Origin of the sequence: Paraburkholderia humisilvae, assembly GCF_902859855.1 — a bacterium.
GTDB lineage: Bacteria > Pseudomonadota > Gammaproteobacteria > Burkholderiales > Burkholderiaceae > Paraburkholderia > Paraburkholderia humisilvae.
Window position 1 is genome coordinate 157,092 of record NZ_CADIKH010000007.1, and the last position, 23,354, is coordinate 180,445.

General features: G+C 63.5%; 21 protein-coding genes and 1 tRNA gene. 11 read left to right on the forward strand and 11 right to left on the reverse strand.

What is annotated here, in order from left to right; genetic code table 11:
• Nucleotides 1-118 precede the first annotated feature (118 nt).
• The 6 genes from HV796_RS09155 to HV796_RS09180 all read left to right on the forward strand — a co-directional run bounded on the left by HV796_RS09155 (nt 119) and on the right by HV796_RS09180 (nt 4,256).
• Nucleotides 119-194: transfer RNA gene (locus HV796_RS09155), tRNA-Phe, on the forward strand.
• Nucleotides 195-517: 323 nt separating this feature from the next.
• The gene (gene queC, locus HV796_RS09160; RefSeq protein ID WP_175226155.1) at nt 518-1,249 is read left to right on the forward strand and encodes a 7-cyano-7-deazaguanine synthase QueC; all 732 of its coding nucleotides are present in this window, start codon (nt 518-520) and stop codon (nt 1,247-1,249) included.
• Nucleotides 1,250-1,435: 186 nt separating this feature from the next.
• The gene (queE, locus tag HV796_RS09165) at nt 1,436-2,068 is read left to right on the forward strand and encodes a 7-carboxy-7-deazaguanine synthase (RefSeq protein ID WP_175226156.1); all 633 of its coding nucleotides are present in this window, start codon (nt 1,436-1,438) and stop codon (nt 2,066-2,068) included.
• Nucleotides 2,069-2,073: 5 nt separating this feature from the next.
• Nucleotides 2,074-2,520 carry a 6-carboxytetrahydropterin synthase QueD gene (queD, locus tag HV796_RS09170; RefSeq protein ID WP_175226157.1) on the forward strand — a complete coding sequence of 149 codons (447 nt, stop codon included), beginning with the start codon at nt 2,074-2,076 and terminating at the stop codon, nt 2,518-2,520.
• 222 nt (nt 2,521-2,742) lie between these two features.
• Nucleotides 2,743-3,525, forward strand: a complete 783-nt coding sequence (locus HV796_RS09175) for an HpcH/HpaI aldolase family protein (protein WP_175226158.1) — start codon at nt 2,743-2,745, stop codon at nt 3,523-3,525.
• Nucleotides 3,526-3,602: 77 nt separating this feature from the next.
• Nucleotides 3,603-4,256 carry a tetratricopeptide repeat protein gene (locus HV796_RS09180; RefSeq protein WP_246355782.1) on the forward strand — a complete coding sequence of 218 codons (654 nt, stop codon included), beginning with the start codon at nt 3,603-3,605 and terminating at the stop codon, nt 4,254-4,256.
• A 139-nt stretch (nt 4,257-4,395) separates the two neighbouring features.
• Here HV796_RS09180 and rodA read toward each other — a convergent pair whose 3' ends face one another.
• The 5 genes from rodA to HV796_RS09205 all read right to left on the reverse strand — a co-directional run bounded on the left by rodA (nt 4,396) and on the right by HV796_RS09205 (nt 11,108).
• Complete coding sequence (rodA, locus tag HV796_RS09185) at nt 4,396-5,544, reverse strand: rod shape-determining protein RodA (RefSeq protein ID WP_175226160.1); 1,149 nt, start codon at nt 5,542-5,544, stop codon at nt 4,396-4,398.
• A 10-nt stretch (nt 5,545-5,554) separates the two neighbouring features.
• Nucleotides 5,555-8,008 (reverse strand): penicillin-binding protein 2, encoded by a 2,454-nt coding sequence (gene mrdA, locus HV796_RS09190; protein WP_175226161.1) that lies wholly within the window; start codon nt 8,006-8,008, stop codon nt 5,555-5,557.
• An 85-nt stretch (nt 8,009-8,093) separates the two neighbouring features.
• Nucleotides 8,094-8,606, reverse strand: a complete 513-nt coding sequence (gene mreD, locus HV796_RS09195; RefSeq protein ID WP_175226162.1) for a rod shape-determining protein MreD — start codon at nt 8,604-8,606, stop codon at nt 8,094-8,096.
• Entirely contained in the window at nt 8,603-9,730 is a 1,128-nt protein-coding gene (gene mreC, locus HV796_RS09200) for a rod shape-determining protein MreC (RefSeq protein WP_175226163.1), read from the reverse strand. Before mreC ends, mreD begins: the two co-directional genes overlap by 4 nt.
• 334 nt (nt 9,731-10,064) lie before the next feature.
• Nucleotides 10,065-11,108: a rod shape-determining protein gene (locus HV796_RS09205; protein WP_017772379.1), complete on the reverse strand. Its 1,044-nt coding sequence runs from the start codon at nt 11,106-11,108 to the stop codon at nt 10,065-10,067.
• 448 nt (nt 11,109-11,556) lie between these two features.
• Here HV796_RS09205 and gatC point away from each other — a divergent pair, with 448 nt between their 5' ends.
• The 5 genes from gatC (at nt 11,557) to HV796_RS09230 (ending at nt 16,797) form a co-directional block, all read left to right on the forward strand.
• Entirely contained in the window at nt 11,557-11,856 is a 300-nt protein-coding gene (gene gatC / locus HV796_RS09210; protein ID WP_175226164.1) for an Asp-tRNA(Asn)/Glu-tRNA(Gln) amidotransferase subunit GatC, read from the forward strand.
• A 22-nt stretch (nt 11,857-11,878) separates the two neighbouring features.
• Nucleotides 11,879-13,453, forward strand: a complete 1,575-nt coding sequence (gene gatA, locus HV796_RS09215; protein ID WP_175226165.1) for an Asp-tRNA(Asn)/Glu-tRNA(Gln) amidotransferase subunit GatA — start codon at nt 11,879-11,881, stop codon at nt 13,451-13,453.
• Between the two features lie 2 nt (nt 13,454-13,455).
• A complete protein-coding gene (gene gatB, locus HV796_RS09220; protein WP_175226250.1) occupies nt 13,456-14,931 on the forward strand; it encodes an Asp-tRNA(Asn)/Glu-tRNA(Gln) amidotransferase subunit GatB in 1,476 nt (491 codons plus the stop codon).
• 180 nt (nt 14,932-15,111) lie between these two features.
• On the forward strand, nt 15,112-15,951 hold the full coding sequence (locus tag HV796_RS09225) for a PPK2 family polyphosphate kinase (protein ID WP_175226166.1): 840 nt from the start codon (nt 15,112-15,114) through the stop codon (nt 15,949-15,951).
• 66 nt (nt 15,952-16,017) lie between these two features.
• The gene (locus HV796_RS09230; protein ID WP_175226167.1) at nt 16,018-16,797 is read left to right on the forward strand and encodes an exodeoxyribonuclease III; all 780 of its coding nucleotides are present in this window, start codon (nt 16,018-16,020) and stop codon (nt 16,795-16,797) included.
• Between the two features lie 62 nt (nt 16,798-16,859).
• On the opposite strand, the gene HV796_RS09235 is transcribed toward HV796_RS09230, so the two are convergent.
• The 6 genes from HV796_RS09235 to HV796_RS09260 form a co-directional block, all read right to left on the reverse strand.
• On the reverse strand, nt 16,860-18,107 hold the full coding sequence (locus HV796_RS09235) for a M48 family metallopeptidase (protein WP_175226251.1): 1,248 nt from the start codon (nt 18,105-18,107) through the stop codon (nt 16,860-16,862).
• 104 nt (nt 18,108-18,211) lie between these two features.
• A complete protein-coding gene (locus tag HV796_RS09240) occupies nt 18,212-19,606 on the reverse strand; it encodes an AmpG family muropeptide MFS transporter (protein WP_175226168.1) in 1,395 nt (464 codons plus the stop codon).
• Between the two features lie 12 nt (nt 19,607-19,618).
• Nucleotides 19,619-20,227 carry a methionine biosynthesis protein MetW gene (gene metW / locus HV796_RS09245; RefSeq protein ID WP_175226169.1) on the reverse strand — a complete coding sequence of 203 codons (609 nt, stop codon included), beginning with the start codon at nt 20,225-20,227 and terminating at the stop codon, nt 19,619-19,621.
• Nucleotides 20,224-21,369: a homoserine O-succinyltransferase MetX gene (metX, locus tag HV796_RS09250; RefSeq protein ID WP_175226170.1), complete on the reverse strand. Its 1,146-nt coding sequence runs from the start codon at nt 21,367-21,369 to the stop codon at nt 20,224-20,226. The genes metW and metX overlap by 4 nt, the downstream gene beginning before the upstream one ends.
• Nucleotides 21,370-21,663: 294 nt before the next feature.
• Nucleotides 21,664-22,488: a nucleoid occlusion factor SlmA gene (slmA, locus tag HV796_RS09255; RefSeq protein WP_175226171.1), complete on the reverse strand. Its 825-nt coding sequence runs from the start codon at nt 22,486-22,488 to the stop codon at nt 21,664-21,666.
• Complete coding sequence (locus tag HV796_RS09260; RefSeq protein WP_175226172.1) at nt 22,455-23,243, reverse strand: pyrimidine 5'-nucleotidase; 789 nt, start codon at nt 23,241-23,243, stop codon at nt 22,455-22,457. The genes slmA and HV796_RS09260 overlap by 34 nt, the downstream gene beginning before the upstream one ends.
• Nucleotides 23,244-23,354 lie beyond the last annotated feature (111 nt).

Consider the following 23,354-nt stretch of genomic DNA (forward strand, 5'->3'; position numbering starts at 1 on the left):
CCTGCCGGTCTTCCTGCTGCGCTCCCCCGTCTGCTTTGCGCGCCACCCACCGGCGGACAAATTGCCGGAAGGGGCTTGAGGCAGGCGGCGCGCTTTGTTATACTCTCGCTTCTTCGTTGGCCCGGTAGCTCAGTTGGTAGAGCAGCGGATTGAAAATCCGCGTGTCGGTGGTTCGATTCCGCCCCAGGCCACCAGAATTCGGCCCCAGGACATCGCAAGATTCCTGGGGCTTTTCGTATATGGCGTGCGTTGGGTTTTCGATATCTGGCGGCCCACGTGAAGCGCGATCTGTGCCGCGCGCCGCGCAGGCGCCGTCGGCAGGGCCCGGTGCGGCGTGATAAAATCTTAAAAATTCAAGGGCTTGCACTGTCCGGTCGCAAGCCCTTTTGTGTTTCGGGGCCACCGGTCATCGGCATCAGTCAGTCCGCTTCACGCAGCGAGGCCCATGTCTATACTGCTTGAGCCGGCATCGATGCCGGCGCGACCATGACCCTTTGAGCCTTCACGGAGTATCACGGTGACTCGCAACGATGCGAAGCGCAGTGCGCTGGTGCTGTTTTCCGGCGGCCAGGATTCGGCCACGTGCCTCGCCTGGGCGCTCGACCGCTATGAAACGGTCGAAACGCTCGGTTTCGACTACGGGCAGCGGCATCGTGTCGAACTCGAATGTCGTGGCAGCTTTCGGGCGGCGATTGCCGACGCGTTTCCCGAATGGGCCGCGCGGCTCGGCGAAGATCATTTGATCGATCTGTCGGTGCTTGGCTCGATCAGCGACACCGCCATGACGCGCGAAATCGAGATCGAGACCGCCGCGAGCGGCCTGCCTAATACGTTCGTGCCGGGCCGCAATCTGATGTTCGTGACGATCGCCGCGGCGATCGCTTATCGGCGCGGTTTGCAGGTACTGGTCGGCGGTATGTGCGAGACGGACTTCTCCGGTTACCCCGATTGCCGCGACGACACATTGAAGGCGCTGCAGGTTGCGTTGAATCTCGGCATGGACAGCCGCTTCGTCGTCGAAACGCCGCTGATGTGGCTCGACAAGGCCGATACGTGGCGGCTGGCGCATCAGCTAGGCGGCGACGCGCTGGTCGGCTTGATTCGCCTCGAGACGCACACCTGCTACGTCGGCGAGCGTGCCGAGCTGCACGATTGGGGCTTCGGCTGCGGCGAGTGCCCCGCGTGCCGGTTGCGCAAACGCGGCTACGAAGCGTATCTGGCCGGCGAACAGGTCAGCGCGCCGGTGTGACACGCTGACGGACCGTCGACTGACGCCACCACGCGGTGCAATGGCGGAAATGGCGCAAGCAGCGGCTCAAATGGAACAAGCGGCACAAGCCGCGTAAGCGGCCAGCAGGCCAACCCAACGGTTACCACGATCGATCAGGTAATCCACACGGACATCGTTCATCACAGTGCATTTGGCAGAACCAGCATGACGTACGCGGTCAAGGAAATCTTCTACACGCTGCAAGGCGAAGGCGCGAACGCCGGTCGTCCCGCTGTGTTCTGCCGGTTTGCCGGTTGCAACCTGTGGTCGGGCCGTGAAGAAGATCGCGCGGATGCCGTCTGCCGTTTCTGCGATACCGACTTCGTCGGCACCGATGGCGAAAACGGCGGCAAATACCGCGACGCCGTTGAACTCGTCGCGAAGATCGCGTCGCTGTGGCCTGCCGGCGAAGGCGAGCGCTTCGTCGTGTGTACGGGCGGCGAGCCGATGCTGCAGATCGATCCGCCGTTCGTCGATGCGTTGCATGCCGCGGGCTTCGAGATCGCGATCGAAACGAACGGTTCGCTGCCGGTACTCGATACGATCGACTGGATCTGCGTGAGTCCGAAGGCCGATGCGCCGCTCGTCGTGACGAAGGGCAATGAGCTGAAGGTCGTGATCCCGCAGGATAATCAGCGTCTGTCCGACTACGAAAAGCTCGATTTCGATTACTTCCTCGTCCAGCCGATGGACGGCCCGTCGCGCGATATCAATACGAAACTCGCGATCGACTGGTGCAAGCGCCACCCGCGTTGGCGCTTGTCGATGCAAACCCACAAGTACCTGAACATCCCCTGATCGCCGTGCTGACCATTACCCGAAAACTCGAATTCGACGCGGGCCACCGCATTCCCGACCACCGCAGCCAGTGCCGCAATCTGCATGGGCATCGCTATGTGCTCGAGATCACGCTGCAGGGTGACGTGGTGGAAACGGAAGGCGCGCCCGATTGCGGCATGGTGATGGATTTCGCGGACGTGAAGTCGCTCGCGATGGAGCACCTTGTCGATCGGTGGGACCATGCGTTCATCGTCTATGAAGGCGACACCCAGGTGCGCCGTTTTCTCGATTCGATGCCCGGCCACAAGACGGTGGTGCTCGACCGCATTCCGACCGTAGAAAATCTCGCGGCGGTTGCGTTCGGCATTCTCGCCAACGTCTACGACGCGCATTACGGTGTGAATCTGCGGCTGCAGCGCGTGCGTTTGTACGAAACGCCGAATTGCTGGGCGGATTTTGTGCGCGAATAAGGTGCGTTCGGTCGGTCGCCGTTAAAGGCGTTATTGTCACGGTATGATCGTTCCGATAACCACCCGGAGCGAGACCATGCCGGCCAACACGACACCCAACGCTGTGTCCGTCACAGTATTCACCACCGCGCAGCAGAACCCCAGCGGCGCGCGCCGCGCGTGCCGTACCGGCGCGCTTTCCGGGCCATTTTGCGGCGCAACGTGTGACGCGGAGGCGCGGCGATGAGCACGTTTACGAATCCGCTGAAGCTGCGTCTGAAGGATCCCGATCCGCTGTACGGGCTGTGGTTGTCATTGGGCAGCGCCAATGTCGCGGAGGCGCTTGCGCATGCCGGTTTCGACTGGCTGCTGATCGACATGGAGCATGCGCCGAACGATAGCGTCGACGTGACCGAGCAGCTGCGCGCGATTGCCGCCGCACACCTGCCGAGCGAGCCGGTCGTGCGCGTGCCGGTGGCCGAGCCCTGGGTCGTCAAGCGCGTACTGGATGCGGGCGCACGCACCTTGATGTTCCCGAATATCGAATCCGCCGATGAAGCCGCTTACGCGGTGCGCCTCACGCAATACCCGGGCGCGGAAACGTCGGATGGACTGCGCGGCGTCGCCGGCGCGGTGCGTGCCGCCGCGTACGGAATGCGCCGCGATTATTTGCAGAACGCCAATGCGCAGATCGCGACGATTGCGCAGATCGAGTCTGCGCGCGCGCTTGAGCAGGTCGAGCAGATTGCGGCGACGCCGGGCATCGATTGCCTGTTTGTCGGACCCGCGGACCTCGCGGCAAGCCTTGGGCACCTTGGAGATTCCAGACATCCGGACGTACAGCAAGCGATGGCACATATTGTGCAAGTTGCAAAGAACGCGCATATCGCTTCGGGAATCTTTGCGACGGACGTCGTGAGTGCACGGCACTATCGCGACGCGGGTTTTCGCTTCATCTCGCTCGCTGCCGACGTGATGTGGCTGTTACGTATGACGCGGCAGTCGTTGCAGGAGGTCAGGTCATGAATAAGATTTCGCGCCAGTGGGCGCACGCGGCGGCACGTACCGGCGCAGTGGTTGCGCTGAGCGTATCGGCGACGCTGATGGCAGCCAGTGCGTGGGCAGCCGACGCGCAGGCATTCAACCCAAGGCCAGCGGACGCCGAAACGCAGACTGCGGTCGCCGATTACAACGCCGGCAATCTGACCTCGGCGCTCGCGGAATTCCGCAAGGCCGCGCAGCGCGGCAACCGCCTCGCCGAGTTCAACTACGCGATGATGTTGCTGAACGGCGAGGGCGGCCCGGCGAACGTCGATGAAGGGAAGAAATGGCTGCGCAAGGCTGCGGACGCAAACATGTCGCACGCGCAGTATGTGTACGGGAAGATGTATGACGACGGCGAGTTTGTGAGCCGCGATCCGGCGCAGGCGCATCAGTGGTTCCTGAAGGCCGCGAAGCAAGGGCATGTTCAGGCCGAACTCGCGCTTGCGAACCAGTTTCTCGACGGTCGCGGCACCACGCGCGATAACCAGCAGGCGTTCCTGTGGTACAAGAAGGCCGCCGAAGGCGGCGACATGACCGCGCAATATGTGACCGGCTCCTTCTATGAGCGCGGCGGCGACGGCGTCCCGCAGAACCTTAACGTCGCGCGCGCGTACTATGCGGCCGCGGCGGCGCAGGGCGACCCGGCTGCGCGACTCAAGTATGAGCAGTTGAGTGCGCAGTTGCGCGAGTCGCACGAGGCGAAGCCGCAATAGCCTTTCCTTTCCGGCGACGGCCGCCCGTGCACCTCATCCCGTGCGAACATGCGGGCCGCCTCAAAGCAAGTGCACAAAGCGAAAGAGAGACGCACACGCGTCTCTCTTTGCGCTGTTCCCTGCCTGACTCGTCGCCTCGCTAGCTTTGCATCAACCGCTTTTGCCGCGACACGCTCATGATCAGGCCGATTGCGACGCCGAGCGTCGTCAGCGCAGTGCCGCCATAGCTCATGAACGGCAGTGGCACGCCGACCACCGGCAGAATCCCGCTCACCATCCCGATGTTGACGAATGCGTAGGTGAAGAATGCCATCGTCAGCGAGCCGGCCAGCAAACGTCCAAAGAGCGTCGCGCCGTTCGCCGCGATATAGAGCCCTCGCGCGATGAGCGCCATGTAGAGCGTGAGCAGCACGAGCCCGCCGGCGAGGCCGAATTCTTCGGCGAATACCGCGAAGATAAAGTCGGTGTGCTTCTCCGGAATGAACTCGAGGTGCGCCTGCGTTCCCTTCAGCCAGCCCTTGCCGAGCGGGCCGCCCGAGCCGATCGCAATGACCGCCTGAATGGTGTGGAAGCCCTTGCCGAGCGGATCGGATGTCGGGTCGAGCAGTGTGCAGATCCGGTGTTTCTGATAGTCGTGCATCAGCGGCCACTGCACTTCAGGCTGACAGATCTTGTCCTGAAACGTCGCGATCGACGCGACCGCGATCACGCCGGCGATCAGCACCGGCACGATCAGCTTGAAGCTCAAGCCGGCGAAGTAGATCACGAAGAGACCCGCGGCGAACACCAGCACCGCGGTGCCGAGATCCGGCTGCTTCGCGATCAGCGCGACGGGAATCGCGAGAATCACGAGCCCGACGAGGTAGTCGTACCAGCGCATGACCCCTTCACGCCGCTGGTAATACCACGCAAGCATCAGCGGTGTCGCGATCTTCAGAATCTCGGACGGCTGGATCACGACGCCCACATTGATCCAGCGTTTCGCGCCCTTGCGCGTGAGCCCGAATAGCGCAACCGCAATCAGCAGCGCGACGCCGAATGTATAGGCGGGCACCGCGAAGCGCATCAGCGTATTCGGTGGCACGTTCGCGAGAATCCACATCAGCACGAACGTCAGCATGATGTTGCGCAACTGGTCCTCGACACGTCCCGGCATATCGAGGCTCGCGCTATAGAGCGTGACGATGCCCACGCACAGCAACAGGAACACGATCAATGCGAGCGGCTTGTCGAAGCCCGCGAACATCCGTTTGATGCGGTCGAGCCAGGCGCGCTTGTCGAATTGCATGCCTTTCTCCTTATTCGTCGATGCCGCCGGTGGCGGGCGCGGCAGGCGGCGCGGGTTGCGCGCTCTCGTCGCGCTGCGGAATCGCGGCGGTGGGGGCGGCGTCGCTGGCCGGACGCCGCGGGTGCGGTCCGGACGGCCGGGGTTGCGTTTTGACCGGCGTGGAGGCACCCAGCTCGGCCGCCGCGGATGATGCGTTGGCTTGATCCGCGCTCGCCGGCGTGGCGCGGCGGCGTGCGCCGACGGCGGAAGCCGCGGCTCCAGCCCAGGCGCCCGAGGCGGCAGCAGCGCCACGCACGCCCGACGCGCCCGCAGGCGCTGACGCCGGTGTCGCCGGTGTCACGGCCGAGGCGGCGTCCACTGCGGCATCCACACCTGATGCCGATAGCGGCGCAGCCCGCCGTGCGGCGCCGGGCGGCGGCGGCAACGGCGTATAGCCGGCTGCGACGTTCACCGGCTGCGCGGTCGCGGCTTCCTGTGCGACCGGCGCTGGCGCAGTGCTGATCACCGGCGCTGATGCATCCTCGGTGGCGGATGCCGCGGCGCTGACCGCTGCCTGTTCGACGCCGGGCTTCAAGCGGTCGATCAGATAGTAGTCGATCACGCGCCGCGCGATCGGGCCCGCGGCCTGTGCGCCCCAGCCGCCATTTTCGACGACCAGCGCGACGGCGATCTTCGGGTCGTCGGCTGGCGCGAACGCGATGAACAGCGCATGATCGCGCAGATGCTCGGCGAGTGCATGTCCATGGTACTTCTGGCCCTGCAGCGAAAACACCTGCGCGGTGCCGGTCTTGCCCGCGACCACAAACGGCTCGTTACGGAATACCTGATACGCGGTGCCCGACGGGTTCGTCGTGACGTTTTCCATCCCGCGCTTGACCACGTCGATGTCCGCCTGCGACACGTTGGTGCGACCTTCGTCGCTTGGCACGGTGAGGCGCGTCTGGTGTGTGATCGGGTTCTCGATTTCCTTCACAAGGTGCGGCTTCATCAACACGCCGTTGTTGGCGAGCGTCGCGGTCGCGTGCGCGAGCTGCAGGATCGTGAACGAGTTATAGCCCTGGCCGATGCCCAGGCTGATCGTCTCGCCTTCGTACCATTTCTGCTGCTCGGGCCTGCGATACGCCTTGCGTTTCCATTCGGTCGACGGCAGGATGCCCCGGGCCTCGCCGGCGATATCGATGCCGGTTATCTGGCCGAAGCCCCACGGCTTCATGAAGTTCGCGATCGCATTGACGCCGAGATCGTGCGCGAGCATGTAGAAGTAGGTGTCGTTCGACACCATGATCGCGCGGTTCATGTCGATCCAGCCCTGACCCTGCGGCACGTCGTTGCGGAACGTGTGACCGCCGAACGTATACGAGCCGGGGTCCTGAAAGCCCCATTGCGGCGTACGTTTGTGCAGCGTCAGCGCGGCAAGCGCCATAAACGGCTTGTATGTCGAGCCCGGCGGATAGGTGCCGTGCAGCGGCCGGTTCAGCAGCGGGTGATCGGGCGAGTTGTTGAGCTCGTCCCACGTCGGCTGGTCGATGCCGTCGACGAACGCATTCGGATCGAAGCTCGGTGCGGACACGAACGCGAGCACGTCGCCGGTCGACGGTTCGATTGCAACCAGCGCACCGCGCTTGCCCGCGAAGGCCTGCTCCGCAACCTGCTGCAAGCCGATATCGATCGACAACACGAGGTTGTTGCCGGGCGTCGCCTGGGTGCGCGACAACGTGCGCACCGGCCGCCCGCCGGCCGTCACTTCGACTTCCTCGAAACCGGTCAGGCCATGCAGTTCGGTTTCGTAGCTCTGTTCGACGCCGATCTTGCCGATGTAGTCGGTGCCCTTGTAGTTATTCGCATCCAGACGCGGATCGTAGTGATCGGGGTCGCTGTCGTTCTGGTCGCTGATATCGTCGATTTGTTCCTGGTCGCGCTGCGAAATCCGGCCGATATAGCCGATCACGTGCGCGGCGGTCGGCCCGAGCGGATACTGGCGAAACAGCCGCGCACGCACTTCGACGCCCGGAAAGCGGAAGCGCTGCGCGGTGAAGCGCGCGACTTCATCGTCAGTGAGCCGCGTGCGGATCGGCAGACTCTCGAAGTTCTTCGAGTCTTCCTGCAGCTTCTTGAAGCGGCGCCGGTCGCGCGCGTCGATGGTGATGACCGTCGAGAGCTTGTCGATCACGTTTTCCAGCGTGTCGTTCAGCTTCGACGGCGTGATTTCGAGCGTGTACGCCGAGTAGTTTTTCGCGAGCACCACGCCGTTGCGATCGGTGATGATGCCGCGGTTCGGGACGATCGGTGCGACCGAGATGCGGTTCTCGTCCGCCTGCAGCGAATACTTGCTGTAGTGCCACACCTGCAGGAACAGGAAGCGGAACGCGATCAGCCCGAAGCACACGAACACGAACAGCCCCGCGGCGGCGACGCGCAAACGGAACTTGTTGAGTTGCTGCTGGGTGTCTTTGAATTCGGTCATGCGGTTTCGCGTCGGCCCCGCGATCGGGTTCTGTTGGGTCCGGGTTGGGTTACCAGGTCCGTGAGTCCACGAGGGGGCCGCAACATCAGATGGGCCGGGTGTCGTCCGGATCGGCCGGACGGCGCTGCGGCATCAACAGCAGCACGCTCGCAAGCGGCCACAGCGCGGCTTCGACGAAACCGTCGATCAGATAGCTCCAGCCAGGGAAGGCCGCGCCGGTCAGCAGCCGGATCACGAACGGCACGACCTGCGCGATGACCAGCAGCGGCATCACCGCGAAGATCTGCACGGGCAGCGTCATCCACAGCACGCGGCGGTGGATCGTGATCGCGCCGTATGACAGCAGCGTATAGGCCAGCGCATGCTCGCCGAGCAGACTCGCATTGTGCACGTCCATCAACAGGCCAAGCATGAACGCGATACCCATGCCGACCTTGCGCGGCTGGTGCACATTCCAGAACAGCAACACCAGCGCGACGAAGTCCGGCACGCCGGCCAGACGCCCCCACGGCATCATGTTCAACAGGAACGCGGCGGCAAGGCTAAACGCAATGAAGTACGGATTGACCGGCTGCAGAATGTATTGCGGACGGTTCACTGTTGAGTCCCCTGAGCCGCCGGTTGCGGCTTTGCGGTCGGCTTGATCGCTGGTTTTGTCGCCGGCCTGGTCGTGGCTTCAGCCGCCGGCTTCTTTTCGGCCGGTTTCTTTTCGGGCGACGCCTGCTTCGCGACCGCTGCGCTGGAGGGTGTCGCCGGTGCGGCGGCACCGGATGCGGCGGCGGGCCTGTCGTCCGCTTTGGTGGCTTTCTCGGTCGTCTTTGCGCTCTTCTTCCTCGCGTCTTTCGCCGCGCTGGCCGGATCGGGCTCGTCGGCGGGCCGCGGCGGCACCTCGTTCAGATAGTGCAGCACCAGAAGCTGGCGCTCGCCCCGTACCTGAGCGATCGGCAGGCAGACCACGCGCGCGAACGCGGTATCGGCCTGCTTGTCGACGCGCGCCACCTTCGCGACCGGTAGCCCCGGCGGATAGACGCCGTCGAGCCCGCTCGTCACGAGCTCGTCGCCGGCCATCACATCGGCGCTGATCGGCACGAAGCGCAAGTCGAGCGAATCGCCCTTCGGCGTACCGTAGATCACGCTGCGCAGACCGGTTCGGACGATCTGGACCGGCACCGCCTGATCCTTGTCGGTGAGCAGCGTGACCTCGGCCTGCATCGGGAAGACGCGCGTGACCTGGCCGATCACGCCGTCTTCGTTGACGACCGGCGACCCGTCCTGGATACCTTGCTGCGAGCCACGCCCGATCACGACCTTTTGCGTGAACGGATCGCGCGTGTCGTACTGGATTTCGGCGGGCGTCGATTGAATGGGCGAGCGTTGCGATAGCTGCAGCAGTGCGCGCAGGTGCGCATTCTCCGCGCCGAGTTGCGCGGCTTCGTTCGCCTGCTGCGAAAGCCGCAAGTTGCGCGCGTGCAGTTGGGCGTTCTCGTTGCGCAGCGTCGCGCTGGTGACAGCGAGATCGGCAGCGCCCATAAACATGTCGCGCGGCACAAGGGCTGCGCGTTGCAGCGGATAGAGCCCGGCGCCGAGGACGCCGCGAACGATTTCAAGCGTCCTGAAGCGCGCATCGGAAATCAGCAGGGCCAGCGCGAGCACGACGAAGAAGATCAGCCGTGCAAGTGCCGACGGGCCTTGCTTGAACAGGGGCGGCGGACTGTATTCCATGGTCGGCGCCGTGGGCGTGAGCGGTTAGATGAGACGCTGACGCGCGAAGTGGCGCGCGTTGCTACGGGAAAACGGGCGACGGACGCTTTGCCGGCTCGCGATGCTGCGGCTCGCGACAGCGTGGTTCGCGAGCCGGCCGCTAGCGGTCGTGCCGCCAGCGATCGGGCATCCAGCCACCGTGCGATGGGCGCGGCGATCAATCCGCGGGCAAGTCATTGCGCAACAAGCCGAAGCACAACGAGCGAGGCCCGCGCACGTCAACTGGCGCGCCCAGCACGCAGCGGCTGGTGAGGCCAGCCGTACGATCCGCGCCGCTGACATGAAATTGACCCGCTTACTCGTAGGAGAAGATGCTGCCGAGCTTGTCCATGCGCTCGAGCGCCATGCCCGACCCGCGCACGACGCACGTGAGCGGGTCTTCGGCGACGAGCACCGGCAGGCCGGTTTCTTCCGCGAGCAGGCGATCGAGGTCGCGCAGCAGCGCGCCGCCGCCGGTCAGCATCATCCCGCGTTCAGCGATGTCCGCGCCGAGTTCCGGCGGCGTCTGCTCCAGCGCGATCTTCACCGACGACACGATCTGGTTCAGCGGATCGGTGAGCGCTTCGAGGATTTCATTGCTGGAGATCGTGAAGCTACGCGGAATCCCCTCCGACAGGTTCCGGCCCTTCACTTCCATTTCCTTGACTTCGGAGCCCGGAAACGCGGAGCCGATTTCTTTCTTGATGGCTTCGGCGGTTTGCTCGCCGATCAGCATGCCGTAGTTGCGGCGGATATAGTTGACGATCGCTTCATCGAACTTGTCGCCGCCAACGCGTACCGAGCCCTTGTACACGATGCCGCCCAGCGAGATCACGCCGACTTCGGTCGTACCGCCGCCGATATCGACGACCATCGAGCCGGTTGCTTCCGACACCGGCAAACCGGCGCCGATTGCGGCGGCCATTGGTTCTTCGATCAGGTACACCTGCGACGCGCCGGCGCCGTGCGCCGCTTCCTTGATCGCGCGGCGCTCGACCTGGGTCGAGCCGCACGGCACGCAGATGATGATGCGCGGCGACGGCGAGAACATCCGCGATTCGTGTGCAGTCTTGATGAACTGCTTGATCATCTGCTCGGTAACGGTGAAGTCGGCGATCACGCCGTCCTTCATCGGGCGGATCGCTTCGATGTTGCCTGGCACCTTGCCGAGCATCTGCTTTGCTTCGCGGCCGACGGCCTGGATGGTTTTCTTGCCGTTCGGACCGCCTTCCTGGCGGATCGAGACAACGGAGGGTTCGTCGAGAACGATGCCCTTGCCACGCATATAGATGAGCGTGTTGGCAGTGCCGAGGTCAATGGCAAGGTCGTTGGAGAAATAGCTGCGCAAAAAACCAAACATTCAAAATCCTGTCTCGCTTGGGGCCGGCCTCGCGTCGTACGCGCAGTGCGGCAGCGGAAAAATTAACAGCTTCAGAGTCTGGGCGACACAATCGGGCCTCACGTTGACGCCCGATAGACACGGACGTACGGAAACCACCTGAAAACGCGCGGAAAACCTGAAGCTGCTGGGGTATCTACCGGAAACGGATTGCAAGGCCGCTCTATTGTGCGCGACGTGCGCTACGACGCTTCGCCGCGAGCGTGCCCAGAAAGGCCTTGGTAAGTCGGTCCGGGTTTGGGTCGAACGCGTAATGATACCTTATAATTTTGCTGTATTTGAAGGAAACGAGCGGCACTTTTTGCTGCTGCGCGCCCCTTTTTCGAGGGGCCGCTCCCATGACTTAACCTGCTGTCGCAGCATCGTTTTTCCTCGTTGCGGCAGTGCGCGTCCATTTCCGGTGAAACGCATGGCTTTGACCCTGACCGATGTGAAACGCATCGCCCATCTTGCACGGCTCGAATTACCCGACGCCGATGCCGAACATACGCTCGCGCAACTCAATGAATTTTTTGGTCTCGTCGAGCAGATGCAGGCAGTCGACACCACGGGCATCGCACCGCTCGCGCACCCGATCGAGCAGATCGAAGACGTCGCGTTGCGTTTGCGCGCAGACGCGGTGACGGAAACGGTGCGCCGCGAAGACTTCCAGCGTCCCGCGCCGGCGGTGCAGGACGGCCTGTATCTGGTGCCGAAAGTTATCGAGTAATTGTCCGTACAGGAACCCCGCAATGCATGAGAAAAGCCTGACTGAACTGCGTGCCGCACTCGCCGCGAAGCAATGCTCCGCGGTCGAACTCGTGGGCCTGTACCTGAAGCGGATTGCGCAGCACGAAGCGCTGAACGCGTTCGTGCATGTCGACGAAGCGCGCACACTGACTGAAGCGAAGGCTGCCGATGCGCGCCTCGCAAGCGGCAACGCCGGCCCGCTGACGGGCCTGCCGATTGCGCACAAGGACGTGTTCGTCACGCGCGGCTGGCGCTCGACCGCCGGCTCGAAGATGCTCGAGAACTATACGAGCCCGTTCGATGCGACGGTGGTCGAACGTTTGTCGCGCGCGGGCATGGTGTGCGTCGGCAAGACCAACATGGACGAGTTCGCGATGGGTTCGTCCAACGAGAACTCCCATTTCGGCCCGGTGCACAACCCGTGGGATATCGCGGCGGTGCCCGGCGGGTCGTCGGGCGGTTCGGCGGCGGCGGTCGCCGCACGTCTTGCGCCGGCTGCGACCGGCACCGATACCGGCGGCTCGATCCGGCAGCCGGCGTCGTTTTCCGGCATCACCGGCATCAAGCCGACGTACGGCCGCGTGTCGCGCTACGGGATGATCGCGTTTGCTTCTTCGCTCGACCAGGGTGGTCCATTTGCGCAAAGCGCCGCGGATTGCGCGCTGCTGCTCAACGCGATGGCCGGTTTCGACGAACGCGATTCGACGAGTCTCACGCGCGACGACGAAGACTTCACGCGCTATCTCGGACAAACGTGGCAAGGTGGCGCGGGCGCCGCGGACAAGCCGCTCGCCGGTCTGCGCATCGGTTTGCCGAAGGAATACTTCGGCGCGGGTCTTGCCGATGACGTGCGCGCGGCGATCGACGCCGCGCTCAAACAGATCGAAGCGCTCGGCGCGACGCTCGTCGATGTATCGCTGCCGAAAACGGAACTGTCGATTCCGGTCTATTACGTGATCGCGCCGGCCGAAGCGTCGTCGAACCTGTCGCGTTTCGACGGCGTGCGTTACGGCCATCGCGCGTCTGACTACCGCGATCTGCTCGACATGTACAAGAAATCGCGCGCCGAAGGCTTCGGACCCGAAGTGAAGCGCCGCATTCTGGTCGGCACGTATGTGCTGTCGCATGGCTATTACGACGCGTACTACCTGCAGGCGCAGAAAATCCGCCGCATCATCGCGCAAGACTTCCAGCAAGCGTTCAAACAGTGCGATGTGATCATGGGGCCGGTTTCGCCGTCGGTCGCGTGGGACATCGGCGCGAAGGGCGACGATCCGGTGCAGATGTATCTGGCCGATATCTATACGTTGTCGGTGAGCCTCGCGGGCCTGCCCGGCATGAGCGTGCCGTGCGGGTTCGGCGCGGGTGCGAACGCGAAGCGGCCGGTCGGTTTGCAGATCGTCGGCAACTATTTCAACGAAGCACGCATGCTGCAGGTTGCGGACGCGTTTCAGCGCGTGACCGACTGGCATCGCAAGTCGCCAGCGGGGGGGGCTGAAGAGCCCCCACGCTCACTTCGTTCGCTGTCCCCCGGGGGGGCGCATGCCTCCCTTGAGGCGGCTCGGCGGGAGGCATGAAAATGAGCAAAGAGTGGGAAGTGGTAATTGGTCTGGAGACGCACGCGCAACTGTCGACGGTCTCCAAGATATTCTCCGGCGCCGCCACGCAGTTCGGCGCCGAACCGAACACGCAGGCCTGCCCCGTCGATCTCGCGTTGCCGGGCGTGCTGCCGGTGGCGAATCGCGGCGCCGTCGAGCGGGCGATCCGCTTTGGCCTTGCGATCGGTGCGACGATCGCGCCGCGCAGCATCTTCGCGCGCAAAAACTACTTTTATCCGGATCTGCCGAAGGGCTATCAGATCAGCCAGTACGAGATTCCGGTCGTGCAGGGCGGCAAGGTCACGATTCAGGTGCCCGCCAATGAAAAGGCCGGCAGTCAAGCCTACGAAAAGACGATCAACCTGACACGCGCGCACCTCGAGGAAGATGCGGGCAAATCGCTGCACGAAGATTTCGCGGGCATGACCGGCATCGATCTGAACCGCGCCGGCACGCCGCTGCTCGAAATCGTCACCGAGCCGGAAATGCGCAGCGCCGCCGAAGCGGTCGCGTATGCGAAGACGCTGCACGCGCTTGTCATGTGGCTCGGAATCTGCGACGGCAACATGCAGGAAGGGTCGTTTCGTTGCGACGCGAACGTGTCGGTGCGGCCCGTCGGGCAGAAGGAATTCGGCACGCGCGCCGAAATCAAGAACCTGAATTCGTTCCGCTTTCTCGAAGAAGCGATCCAGTACGAAGTGCGCCGCCAGATCGAACTGATCGAGGACGGCGGCACGGTCGTGCAGGAAACACGTCTGTACGATCCGGACAAGCGGGAAACGCGGTCGATGCGCAGCAAGGAAGACGCGCATGACTATCGCTATTTCCCGGACCCGGATCTGATGCCGCTTGTGATCGATTCTGCCTGGGTCGAGCGCGTGAAAGGCGAACTGCCGGAACTGCCCGAGACGATGCAGCAGCGCTTCGCCGATCAGTACGGGCTGACGCGCTACGATGCGGGCGTCGTGGCCTCGAGCAAGGCGATGGCCGCGTACTATGAAGCGGTGGTCGCGAAAGCGGGCGCCGCGCAGGCAAAGGTCGCCGCGAACTGGCTGATGGGTGAAGTGTCGTCGCAATTGAACCGCGAAGACCTCGAGATCGATGCATGTCCGGTGAGCGCCGCACAGCTTGCGCTGATCCTGCAACGCATCGCCGACGGCACGATCTCGAACAAGATCGCCAAGGAAATCTTCCAGGTGATCTGGGATGAAAAGGCCACCGACGAAGCGGCTGCGGATCGCCTTATCGAAGCGAAGGGCCTGAAGCAGATCTCGGACACCGGCGCATTGGAAGCGATCATCGACGAAGTGCTCGCGGCCAACCCGAAATCGGTCGACGAGTACCGCGCCGGCAAGGAGAAAGCGTTTAACGCGCTGATTGGTCAGGCCATGAAAGCGACCAAGGGTAAGGCGAATCCGCAGCAGGTCAACGAGCTGCTGAAGAAAAAGCTATCCTGAAGCGCGTTACGCGCGCGAGCGGCGCCAATGCGGCGCGCGTCGGCCATGATGGGCTGTTGCCGGAACGAACCCTGGGCAACGGCCCTTTTCGTTGGTGCAGGCCGCGGCGTCCGTTTAGCAGCGTCGTTCAGATGCGGCGTGTCGCGCGCTCGCAATCCATATCAAAGGGGGACAGGCACGATGTCAAAGAAGCCGGAACTCGACGATTTCCGCGTACCGTTCTTCGACGAAGGCAAGAAGGGCGCCGCGTTTAACCTTGCCGCTTTCGATGCGGGCGCGAAGCCGTTCTCAAGCGGCTCGAAGGAGTCCGATCGCGAGCGTCTGCTCGAACTCGGCACGAAACTCGATGCGCAGCAGGAACGGCTGCATGCGCAACGCCTGCAACGTGTACTGCTGGTGTTGCAGGGGATGGATACGAGCGGCAAGGACGGCACGATTCGCGCGGTCTTTCACGAGGTCGATCCACTCGGGCTGCGCATCGTGCCATTCAAGGCGCCGACGCCCGCCGAAGCCGCACACGATTTCCTGTGGCGCGTGCACGCGCAAGCGCCGGCCGCGGGCGAATTGACCATCTTCAATCGCAGCCACTATGAGGATGTACTGGTGCCGGTCGTGCTCGGCGAACTGAACAGAACGCAACGCGAGCGCCGCTATCGCCATATCCGCGACTTCGAAGCGATGCTGGCTGACAATGGCACGACGATCATCAAGTGCATGCTGCACATCTCGAAGGACGCGCAGCGCGAGCGGTTGCAGTCGCGCATCGACGATCCGACCAAGCACTGGAAGTTCGACGTGTCCGACCTCGACGCCCGCAAGCTGTGGGACAAGTACCAGGACGCGTACTGCGACGCGCTGGCCGCGACATCGACCGACTACGCGCCGTGGTACGTGATTCCCGCCGATTCGAAAACGCATCGCAACGTGATGATCGGCGAACTGCTGGTGCGTGCGATGGAGTCGCTGAAGCTTGAATTTCCGCCGCCGAAGGCATCGTTGAAGGGCGTGATCATCGAATGATCGCGCTAGCCGGTTAGCCGCCTGCGGCATGAAAAACACCCATTGAATCGACAATAAAGGAACGACATGTTGCGCGTGATCACCGCCAATCTGAACGGCATCCGCTCCGCGGCAAGCAAAGGCTTTTTCAACTGGTTCGGCGAGCAGCATGCCGACGTGCTGTGCGTGCAGGAAATCAAATGCTCGCAGGACGACATGACACCGGAATTCCTCGCGCCGCACGATTTCACCGGCTATTTCCAGCATGCGGTGAAGAAAGGCTACAGCGGTGCGGGCGTCTACACGCGGCATGAGCCCGACGAAGTCGTGATCGGTTTCGGCAGCGAAGAGTTCGACGCGGAAGGGCGTTATGTCGAATTGCGCTTCGGCAAACTGTCGGTGGTGTCGGTGTATGTGCCGTCGGGTTCGAGCGGCGAAGACCGACAGCAGGCGAAGTATCGCTTCATGGACCTTTTCATGCCGCATCTCGCCGCGCTGCGCAAGAAACGTGAAGTGATCCTGTGCGGTGACGTGAACATCGTGCACAAGGAGATCGACATCAAGAACTGGAAGAGCAATCAGAAAAACTCCGGTTGTCTGCCGGAGGAACGCGCGTGGCTGACGAAGCTCTTCGACGAAGTCGGTTATGTCGACGTGTTCCGCACACTCGACCAGCGGCCCGAGCAGTACACGTGGTGGAGCAATCGCGGGCAGGCGTATGCGAAGAATGTCGGGTGGCGGATCGATTATCAGATCGCGACACCGGGCATCGCGGCCAAGGCGAAGCGGGTCGGGATTTTCCGCGATATCAAGTTCAGCGATCACGCACCACTAACGATCGACTACGATCACACGCTCGCGAGCTGACCGGCAATCGGCGCGTCGGTCTACTGTCCCGCCGCGTGCGGACCTGAGTGGGGTCCGCCGCGTTATTCGCGCGCCGATTCCGTGCGGCGCGCGCGCCCCGCTCCCTGATAATCGGGCAACGTATCGACAGTCTTGCCGATCGCCTTCGCGTACAGCGGCAACATGTCGGAGAGCCGCTTCATGATGTCCTGGCGACGCGCGGCCGTGTACGGGTGCACGTAGATAAAGCCCTGATCGCGGTTGCTGCGCGTCGCGACCGCAAGCTTGTCCCATAACGTGATCGCCGCGCGGGGATCGTATCCGCCGCGTGACGCGATTTCACTGCCGATCACGTCCGCTTCGGTTTCATCCGCAGCTTCGTATTTCATCTCGAGCAGTTGCGAGCCGATACCAAGCGGCGATGCGCCGAGATCCGCAAGGCCGAACAGCTGCGGAATCTGGCCCGAGCCCAGTTGCACGGCCTGCTGTTCGCCCAGACGTTCGCGCGCATGCTCGCGCAGCGCGTGGGCAATTTCATGGCCGATCAGCATGCCGAGCTCGTTGTCGTTGAGTTTGACGCGATCGAGTATCCCGCTGTAGACGACGATCTTCCCGCCCGGCAGGCAGTACATGCGGATGTCCGGCGAACGGATCACCGCGACATCCCATTTCCAGTGCTTCGTGCGATCGCTCCACTTCAGCGAGTACGGGATCAGCTTGTCGGTAATCGTCCGTACGCGTATCACGCGGGTGTCGGTGGGCGGATACAGACGGTGCGCGTGCTCGGCGCCTTGCGCGATCTGATCGAACTCTTCCGCCGCCTGGCCCTCGAGCATCGACGACGGAATCAGATTGCGGAATACCCCGAGGTCGCCATAGCGCAGTTGCGGGCTTGGCTGGAAAGGCGTCGAGATTGCACTCGTGCTGGACGCGGCGGGTGCGGAGCCAGCATTGGCAGCGGACGCACCCGAGGCCACGGCGGCTTCGGACCTGGGTACGGCGGGCGCGCTTGTGCCGTTCGCCGGGCTCGTGGGTGCGTTCGCGGCCGGGGCCGTGGAGGCACTAGGGGCGCTGCCGGGTGCGTTGCTGGCGGCGCTGTTTGCGGTGCTGTTAGCCGCACCGGGCGCCTTTGCCGCAGGACTGGATGCTGCATTGGGTGCTGATCCAGTCGCGGTGTTAGGTGTTGCGTTGGGTGATGCGTTCGGTGTCGTGTTCGGTGCGGGAGCTACGCCCGTACTCGCAGCGGGCCCAGCGGACGCATCCGCCGCAAGCGCAGCGGGCGATGCGGCATATAGGCCACCCGCGCACAGCAGAACCCACATCACATGCATCAGATGAAAACGGCTTTGGCGCACATCCGTGTGCAGCCTGACGGAGACGTGCGGCCAATACGGCCGATGCAGTCGGCCTTTCGCACGTCGCCGAACGACGTTCGTCACGACGGTCTCCTCCACGGAGCAATCCGGAACAGAAGTAGCATACCGGGCACAGCGAGGAGCGTGCAGGCAATGAAGTAATGGAACCAGCCGAACTGCGCGACGACAAAGCCGCTCGCGGCCGACGCAAGTGTGCGTGGCACCGACGCGAGACTCGTGAAGAGAGCGAACTGCGTGGCCGTATAACGCGGGTCCGTCGTGCTGGCGATGTACGCGGTGAACGCGGCCAACGTCAGACCGGTTGCGAATGTCTCGAACCCGTACACCAGTGCGAGTGCAAACAGCTTCGGATCGAGCTGCATCGTCCAGTTGAACCCGAGCGACGACATCAGCTGTGTGACGTTCTGGTTGATCGATGCGACGACGTGATAGGTCGGTGCAAGTTCTGGCGCAGCCTGGCCGAAATGGGCGAGCCACGCAAAGCCGAGCGTCGACATCATCTGTAGGAATCCGAAGATCCACAGCCCGCGGCCGATGCCGATTCTCATCAGCCAGATACCGCCGATAATGCCGCCTGCGAGACTCGCGCCGAATGCCGTGGTCTTCGCGATCACGCCAATATCGGTGCGCGAGAAACCGATGTCCAGAAAGAACGACGTCGACAGGGTGGTTGCCATCACGTCGCCGAGCTTGTACAGGAAGATAAAGCCCAGCACGAAGAGCGCGCCGCGCCAGCCGTCGCGCACAATGAACTCGCGAAACGGTTCGACGACCGCCTCGCGCAGGTTCTTTGGCGGCGCGCCGTGCACTTCGGGTTCGCGCACGACGAGCGTCATCACCATGCCCGGCACCATGAACGCCGCGGTGAACGCGAACACGGTCGCCCATGGCAAATGGTCCGACAGGATCAGCGCCAGCGACCCGGGTATCAGCGCGGCGATCTTGTATGCGTTCACGTGCACCGCGTTGCCGAGTCCTTGCTCGGTGTCGTGCAGCAGTTCGCGCCGGTACGCATCGATCGCGATGTCCTGACTCGCGCCGAAGAACGCAACGAGCGCAGTGAGCGCGGCGACGGTCCAGATCGATTCGCGTGGCGAGACGATGCCGAGCGATGCGATCGCGCCAGCCACCAGAATTTGTGTGACGAGCATCCAGCCGCGGCGCCGCCCTGGTCGCCAGCCGGGCAGACGCGGCACGAAGCGGTCCATCAGCGGCGCCCAGACGAATTTCCACGTATAGGGAAACTGGATGAGCGCGAAGAGACCGATTTCCTTCAGGTTGACGCCTTCGGAACGAAGCCACGCCTGCACGAGATAGACGAGCGTGAAAAGCGGCAGGCCCGACGTGAAACCGAGAAAGACGCAGATCAGCATGCGCGCGTTCAGGAACGCGCGCCAGCCGGGATGTTCTTCGTGAGCGTTAAGTGCGGGCGCCTCGTGTGGCGGGTTCGACATGTGCGGATGGCGTTAGATTTTCTTGACGCGATAGACCGCAAGACTACCACGCCAGTTCACGCCCCAACGCACCGTCTGGCCGTCGTGCAGCACGACGCGATCGAGAATTTCGATGCCCACTTCGGGGGCGAGCGCTTCGAAGTCTTTGATCGTCAGCACGCGCACGTTCGGTGTGTTGTGCCATTGATAAGGCAGCGACTTCGACACGGGCATCCGACCCTGTACCACCGACAGACGATGCGGCCAGTAGCCGAAGTTCGGGAACGACACGATGCACTGCCTGCCGACCCGCACCGTCTCGCGCAGAATCGCCGCGGTCTGATGAATTGTCTGCAGCGTCTGCGACAGGATCGCGAAATCGAAGCTGCCGTCTTCGAACAGACGCAGTCCGTCTTCGAGATTCTGCTGAATGACGTTGACGCCGTTCTTCGTCGCGGCAAGGACGCCCGCGTCGTTGATCTCGATGCCGTAGCCCTGCACTTCGAGTTCTTCGGTCAGCAACGACAGCAGCGAGCCGTCGCCGCAGCCGAGGTCCAGCACCGTCGCGCGCGGCTCGACCCAGCGGGCGATCGCGCGGAAGTCCGCGCGTGTCGAGAGGATGTCGAAGGCTTGCTGGTTCATGCGTTCACCTCGAGCGCGATGCGTTCATAGTAGGCGCGCATCAGGTTGTGATAGCGCGCGTCGTCGAGCAGGAACGCATCGTGACCGTGCGGCGCGTCGATTTCGCCATAGGTCACATGGCGCTTGTGATCGAGCAGCGCCTTGACGAGCTCGCGCGAGCGCGCAGGCGCGAAGCGCCAGTCGGTCGTGAAGCTTGCGATCAGGTATTTCGCTTTCGTGTGCGCGAGTGCCGCGGTGAGGTCGCCGTCGAACGCTTTGGCCGGATCGAAGTAGTCGAGCGCGCGGGTAATCAGCAGATAGGTGTTCGCGTCGAAGTAGTCCGCGAACTTGTCGCCCTGGTAGCGCAGGTAGGATTCCACTTCGAATTCGACGTCGAAACTGAAGTTGTATGCGTCGAGCGCGCCTTCCGCGCGTCGCAGCGCACGGCCGAATTTCTCGGCCATGTCGTCATCGGACAGATACGTGATGTGGCCGATCATTCGCGCGACGCGCAAACCGCGCTTCGGCTTTACGCCGTGCGCGTAGTAGTCGCCGCCGTGGAAGTCCGGGTCCGACAGAATCGCCGAACGCGCGACTTCGTTGAACGCAATATTCTGCGCGGACAGTTTGGGTGTGGACGCAACGACAATGCAGTGCGCGACGCGTTCCGGATACATCGTGCTCCATGCGAGCGCCTGCATGCCGCCGAGGCTGCCGCCCATCACCGCAGCGAAGCATTCGATGCCGAACACGTCCGCGACGCGCGCCTGGGCGTTCACCCAGTCTTCGACGGTCAGCACCGGAAACCGCGCGCCATAGGGCCGGCCGGTCGATGCATCGATGCTCATCGGTCCGGTCGAGCCGAAGCACGAGCCGAGGTTGTTCACGCCGATCACAAAGAAGCGGTTCGTATCGAGCGGCTTGCCGGGGCCGACCATGTTGTCCCACCAGCCGACGTCCTGCGGATTGTCCGCGTACACGCCCGCGACATGATGCGACGCGTTCAGCGCATGGCAGACGAGCACGGCGTTGCTGCGTGCGCGGTTGAGCGTGCCGTAGGTTTCGACCATCAGGTCGTAGTCGGCGAGCGAGCTGCCGTTCTGCAGCGGCAGCGGCTCGGTGAAATGCATTTTTTGTGGAGCGACGATCCCGATCGATTCCATTTATTCCGCCTGTGGCAACGACTGGGCGGCTAAACGGTGTCGGCGATGCGCAAAAGAAGCGACGTTCGCGCTGACGACCTCTTTAGCCGCATTTATGTGAACCGCGGACGGGCATGTCCGCCAGGTTCGCGCGCCCGCAATCGAGTCAGCAAATCGGCGCGTTACTACGTGTTTTACAGCGAGGCTCAGCTTTCGAGTTGCAACGCCGATACTTCGTTCGCTGCAACAATCAGGCGAAGAGTATAGCGGAAAATCCGCCGCGGCTGCGTCGGCGGGGTAGTGGGCGCCGCCGTGTTATTGCAGGATCAGCAGCAACTGCGCGTCCGCATGCTCGCCGGGTGCACGCGCGAAGCCGCTTCGCACATAGCGATGCCAGCGCCCGATGATGTAGCTCAGCAGCAGATTCGCGCGGACCGCAGGATCGTAGTCGGCGGGCAGCGGCACTGCGAGGTCGGCTGCCGCCGCGGTGCTCAGACCGGCCGGCCGCGGCATCGGGGCCGCGTCTTTGCCATCCGCTACGTCATCGACGAGGCTGACTGTGCTTGCCGGGTGAACCGCACTCGCGGCGTTTCCGTTCTGCCCGTTCGCTTCGGTGATGCCCACACGCAGGCATTGCTTCAGCGACGTTTCGATCCGTTCCAGTATCTGGTTCACGCGCTCGGTCAGCCGTTCATGCTCGCCGACCAGCGCCTCGCACGTCAGCACGCGGGTCATGCCGGGGTTTTTCGCGGAGAAATTCAGCAGTGTCAGCGCGATCGCGCGTGCCTGCAGCACACCGTTCGGCTCTTTCGTGACGATCTGGTTGATCAGGCCGAACAGCGTCTGCTCAATAAACTCGATCAGCCCCTCGAACATTTGCGCCTTGCTCGCAAAGTGCCGGTACAGCGCGGCCTCGGAGACCCCGAGGCGCGCGGCCAACGCCGCCGTCGTGATCTTTTCGTTTTTCGGCGCTTCGAGCATCGCCGCGAGCGTTTGCAGAATGTGGACGCGGCGCTCGCCCGGCTTCAGGCGGGCCGCGCGGCCGCCGTTGCCGTTCGCGTCGGCGGCGCTGTTGCGCTCGCCAGATTGGTCCGGCTGGTCTTCGGTTACGGCCTCGTCATGCTTGCGGATCGGCTGCATGTCTGTCGTCCCTTCAGTCGCGCCGAGCGGTTGCCCAGTCGTAGCGATTTTAACGAACGAATGCGCCAGTCGACATAATGCGGGCGCCCGGTGCCCGGCAACTGCGCGGGGCGGCCGTCCGCGCGCGCCCGGCGCGGCAGGTGGCCGACGATCCACACGGTGCGCAGGCCAAGCCGCTTATAGCTTTTCAGGTGCCCGCGCGTGTCTTCGACAAGGATCGCGTCGGCGAGGCGTACGTTCGCATCGCGCATCGCCTTGCGCAGCATCGCCGGGTCGGGCTTCGCGCGCCAGCCGCGGCGATCGCGCATATGCTCGACCGCAATCACGCGCTCGAACAGCCGCTCGATGCGCAACTCCGCGAGCACTGCGTGCGCGTAGGCCTGCGGACCGTTCGTCAGCACCATCTTGCGGCCCGGCAGCGCGGCGATCAGGCGGGCGAGGCCGCGCTCGCAACGCAGCATCGTGCGCAGATCGGGGAACGTGTGGACGACTTTCAGAAAATCGTGAGGATCGACCGGATGATGACGCGCAAGGCCGAGCAGCGTCGCACCGTAGCGTTGCGTATAGCTGACGCGCAACCAGTCGGCTTCTTCGTGTTCGACTTGCAGCGCGTCGATGATGTACTGCGTCATCGCGCTGTTGATCGCGGGGAAAATCGCGTGCGATGCACGGTGTAGCGTGTTGTCGAGATCGAACAGCCAGACCGGGCTGCCGGCCTCGATCGGCGGGCGGCGTTTCTTGCGTTCAGGGCGCATGGTTTGAATAGGTGTACCGGGCGGTCAGCGTTGGCCGGGCGCAGCGGTATGCGGTTCGGTCGCCGGCTTGCGCGGCAGACGAACACGCGAACGACTGCGTAGTTGCGCGAA

Bases quoted from the DNA above. Each gene is read 5' to 3' on its own strand.
- HV796_RS09175 (WP_175226158.1), top strand. From the start codon at position 2,743: ATGAGCACGTTTACGAATCCGCTGAAGCTGCGTCTGAAGGATCCCGAT.
- HV796_RS09180 (WP_246355782.1), top strand. From the start codon at position 3,603: ATGGCAGCCAGTGCGTGGGCAGCCGACGCGCAGGCATTCAACCCAAGG.
- rodA (WP_175226160.1), bottom strand. From the start codon at position 5,544: ATGCAATTCGACAAGCGCGCCTGGCTCGACCGCATCAAACGGATGTTC.
- HV796_RS09235 (WP_175226251.1), bottom strand. From the start codon at position 18,107: ATGCATGTGATGTGGGTTCTGCTGTGCGCGGGTGGCCTATATGCCGCA.
- gatC (WP_175226164.1), top strand. From the start codon at position 11,557: ATGGCTTTGACCCTGACCGATGTGAAACGCATCGCCCATCTTGCACGG.
- slmA (WP_175226171.1), bottom strand. From the start codon at position 22,488: ATGCAGCCGATCCGCAAGCATGACGAGGCCGTAACCGAAGACCAGCCG.
- HV796_RS09230 (WP_175226167.1), top strand. From the start codon at position 16,018: ATGTTGCGCGTGATCACCGCCAATCTGAACGGCATCCGCTCCGCGGCA.
- HV796_RS09260 (WP_175226172.1), bottom strand. From the start codon at position 23,243: ATGCGCCCTGAACGCAAGAAACGCCGCCCGCCGATCGAGGCCGGCAGC.
- HV796_RS09205 (WP_017772379.1), bottom strand. From the start codon at position 11,108: ATGTTTGGTTTTTTGCGCAGCTATTTCTCCAACGACCTTGCCATTGAC.
- HV796_RS09225 (WP_175226166.1), top strand. From the start codon at position 15,112: ATGTCAAAGAAGCCGGAACTCGACGATTTCCGCGTACCGTTCTTCGAC.
- gatB (WP_175226250.1), top strand. From the start codon at position 13,456: ATGAGCAAAGAGTGGGAAGTGGTAATTGGTCTGGAGACGCACGCGCAA.
- gatA (WP_175226165.1), top strand. From the start codon at position 11,879: ATGCATGAGAAAAGCCTGACTGAACTGCGTGCCGCACTCGCCGCGAAG.
- metX (WP_175226170.1), bottom strand. From the start codon at position 21,369: ATGGAATCGATCGGGATCGTCGCTCCACAAAAAATGCATTTCACCGAG.
- metW (WP_175226169.1), bottom strand. From the start codon at position 20,227: ATGAACCAGCAAGCCTTCGACATCCTCTCGACACGCGCGGACTTCCGC.
- mreC (WP_175226163.1), bottom strand. From the start codon at position 9,730: ATGGAATACAGTCCGCCGCCCCTGTTCAAGCAAGGCCCGTCGGCACTT.
- queE (WP_175226156.1), top strand. From the start codon at position 1,436: ATGACGTACGCGGTCAAGGAAATCTTCTACACGCTGCAAGGCGAAGGC.
- mrdA (WP_175226161.1), bottom strand. From the start codon at position 8,008: ATGACCGAATTCAAAGACACCCAGCAGCAACTCAACAAGTTCCGTTTG.
- HV796_RS09240 (WP_175226168.1), bottom strand. From the start codon at position 19,606: ATGTCGAACCCGCCACACGAGGCGCCCGCACTTAACGCTCACGAAGAA.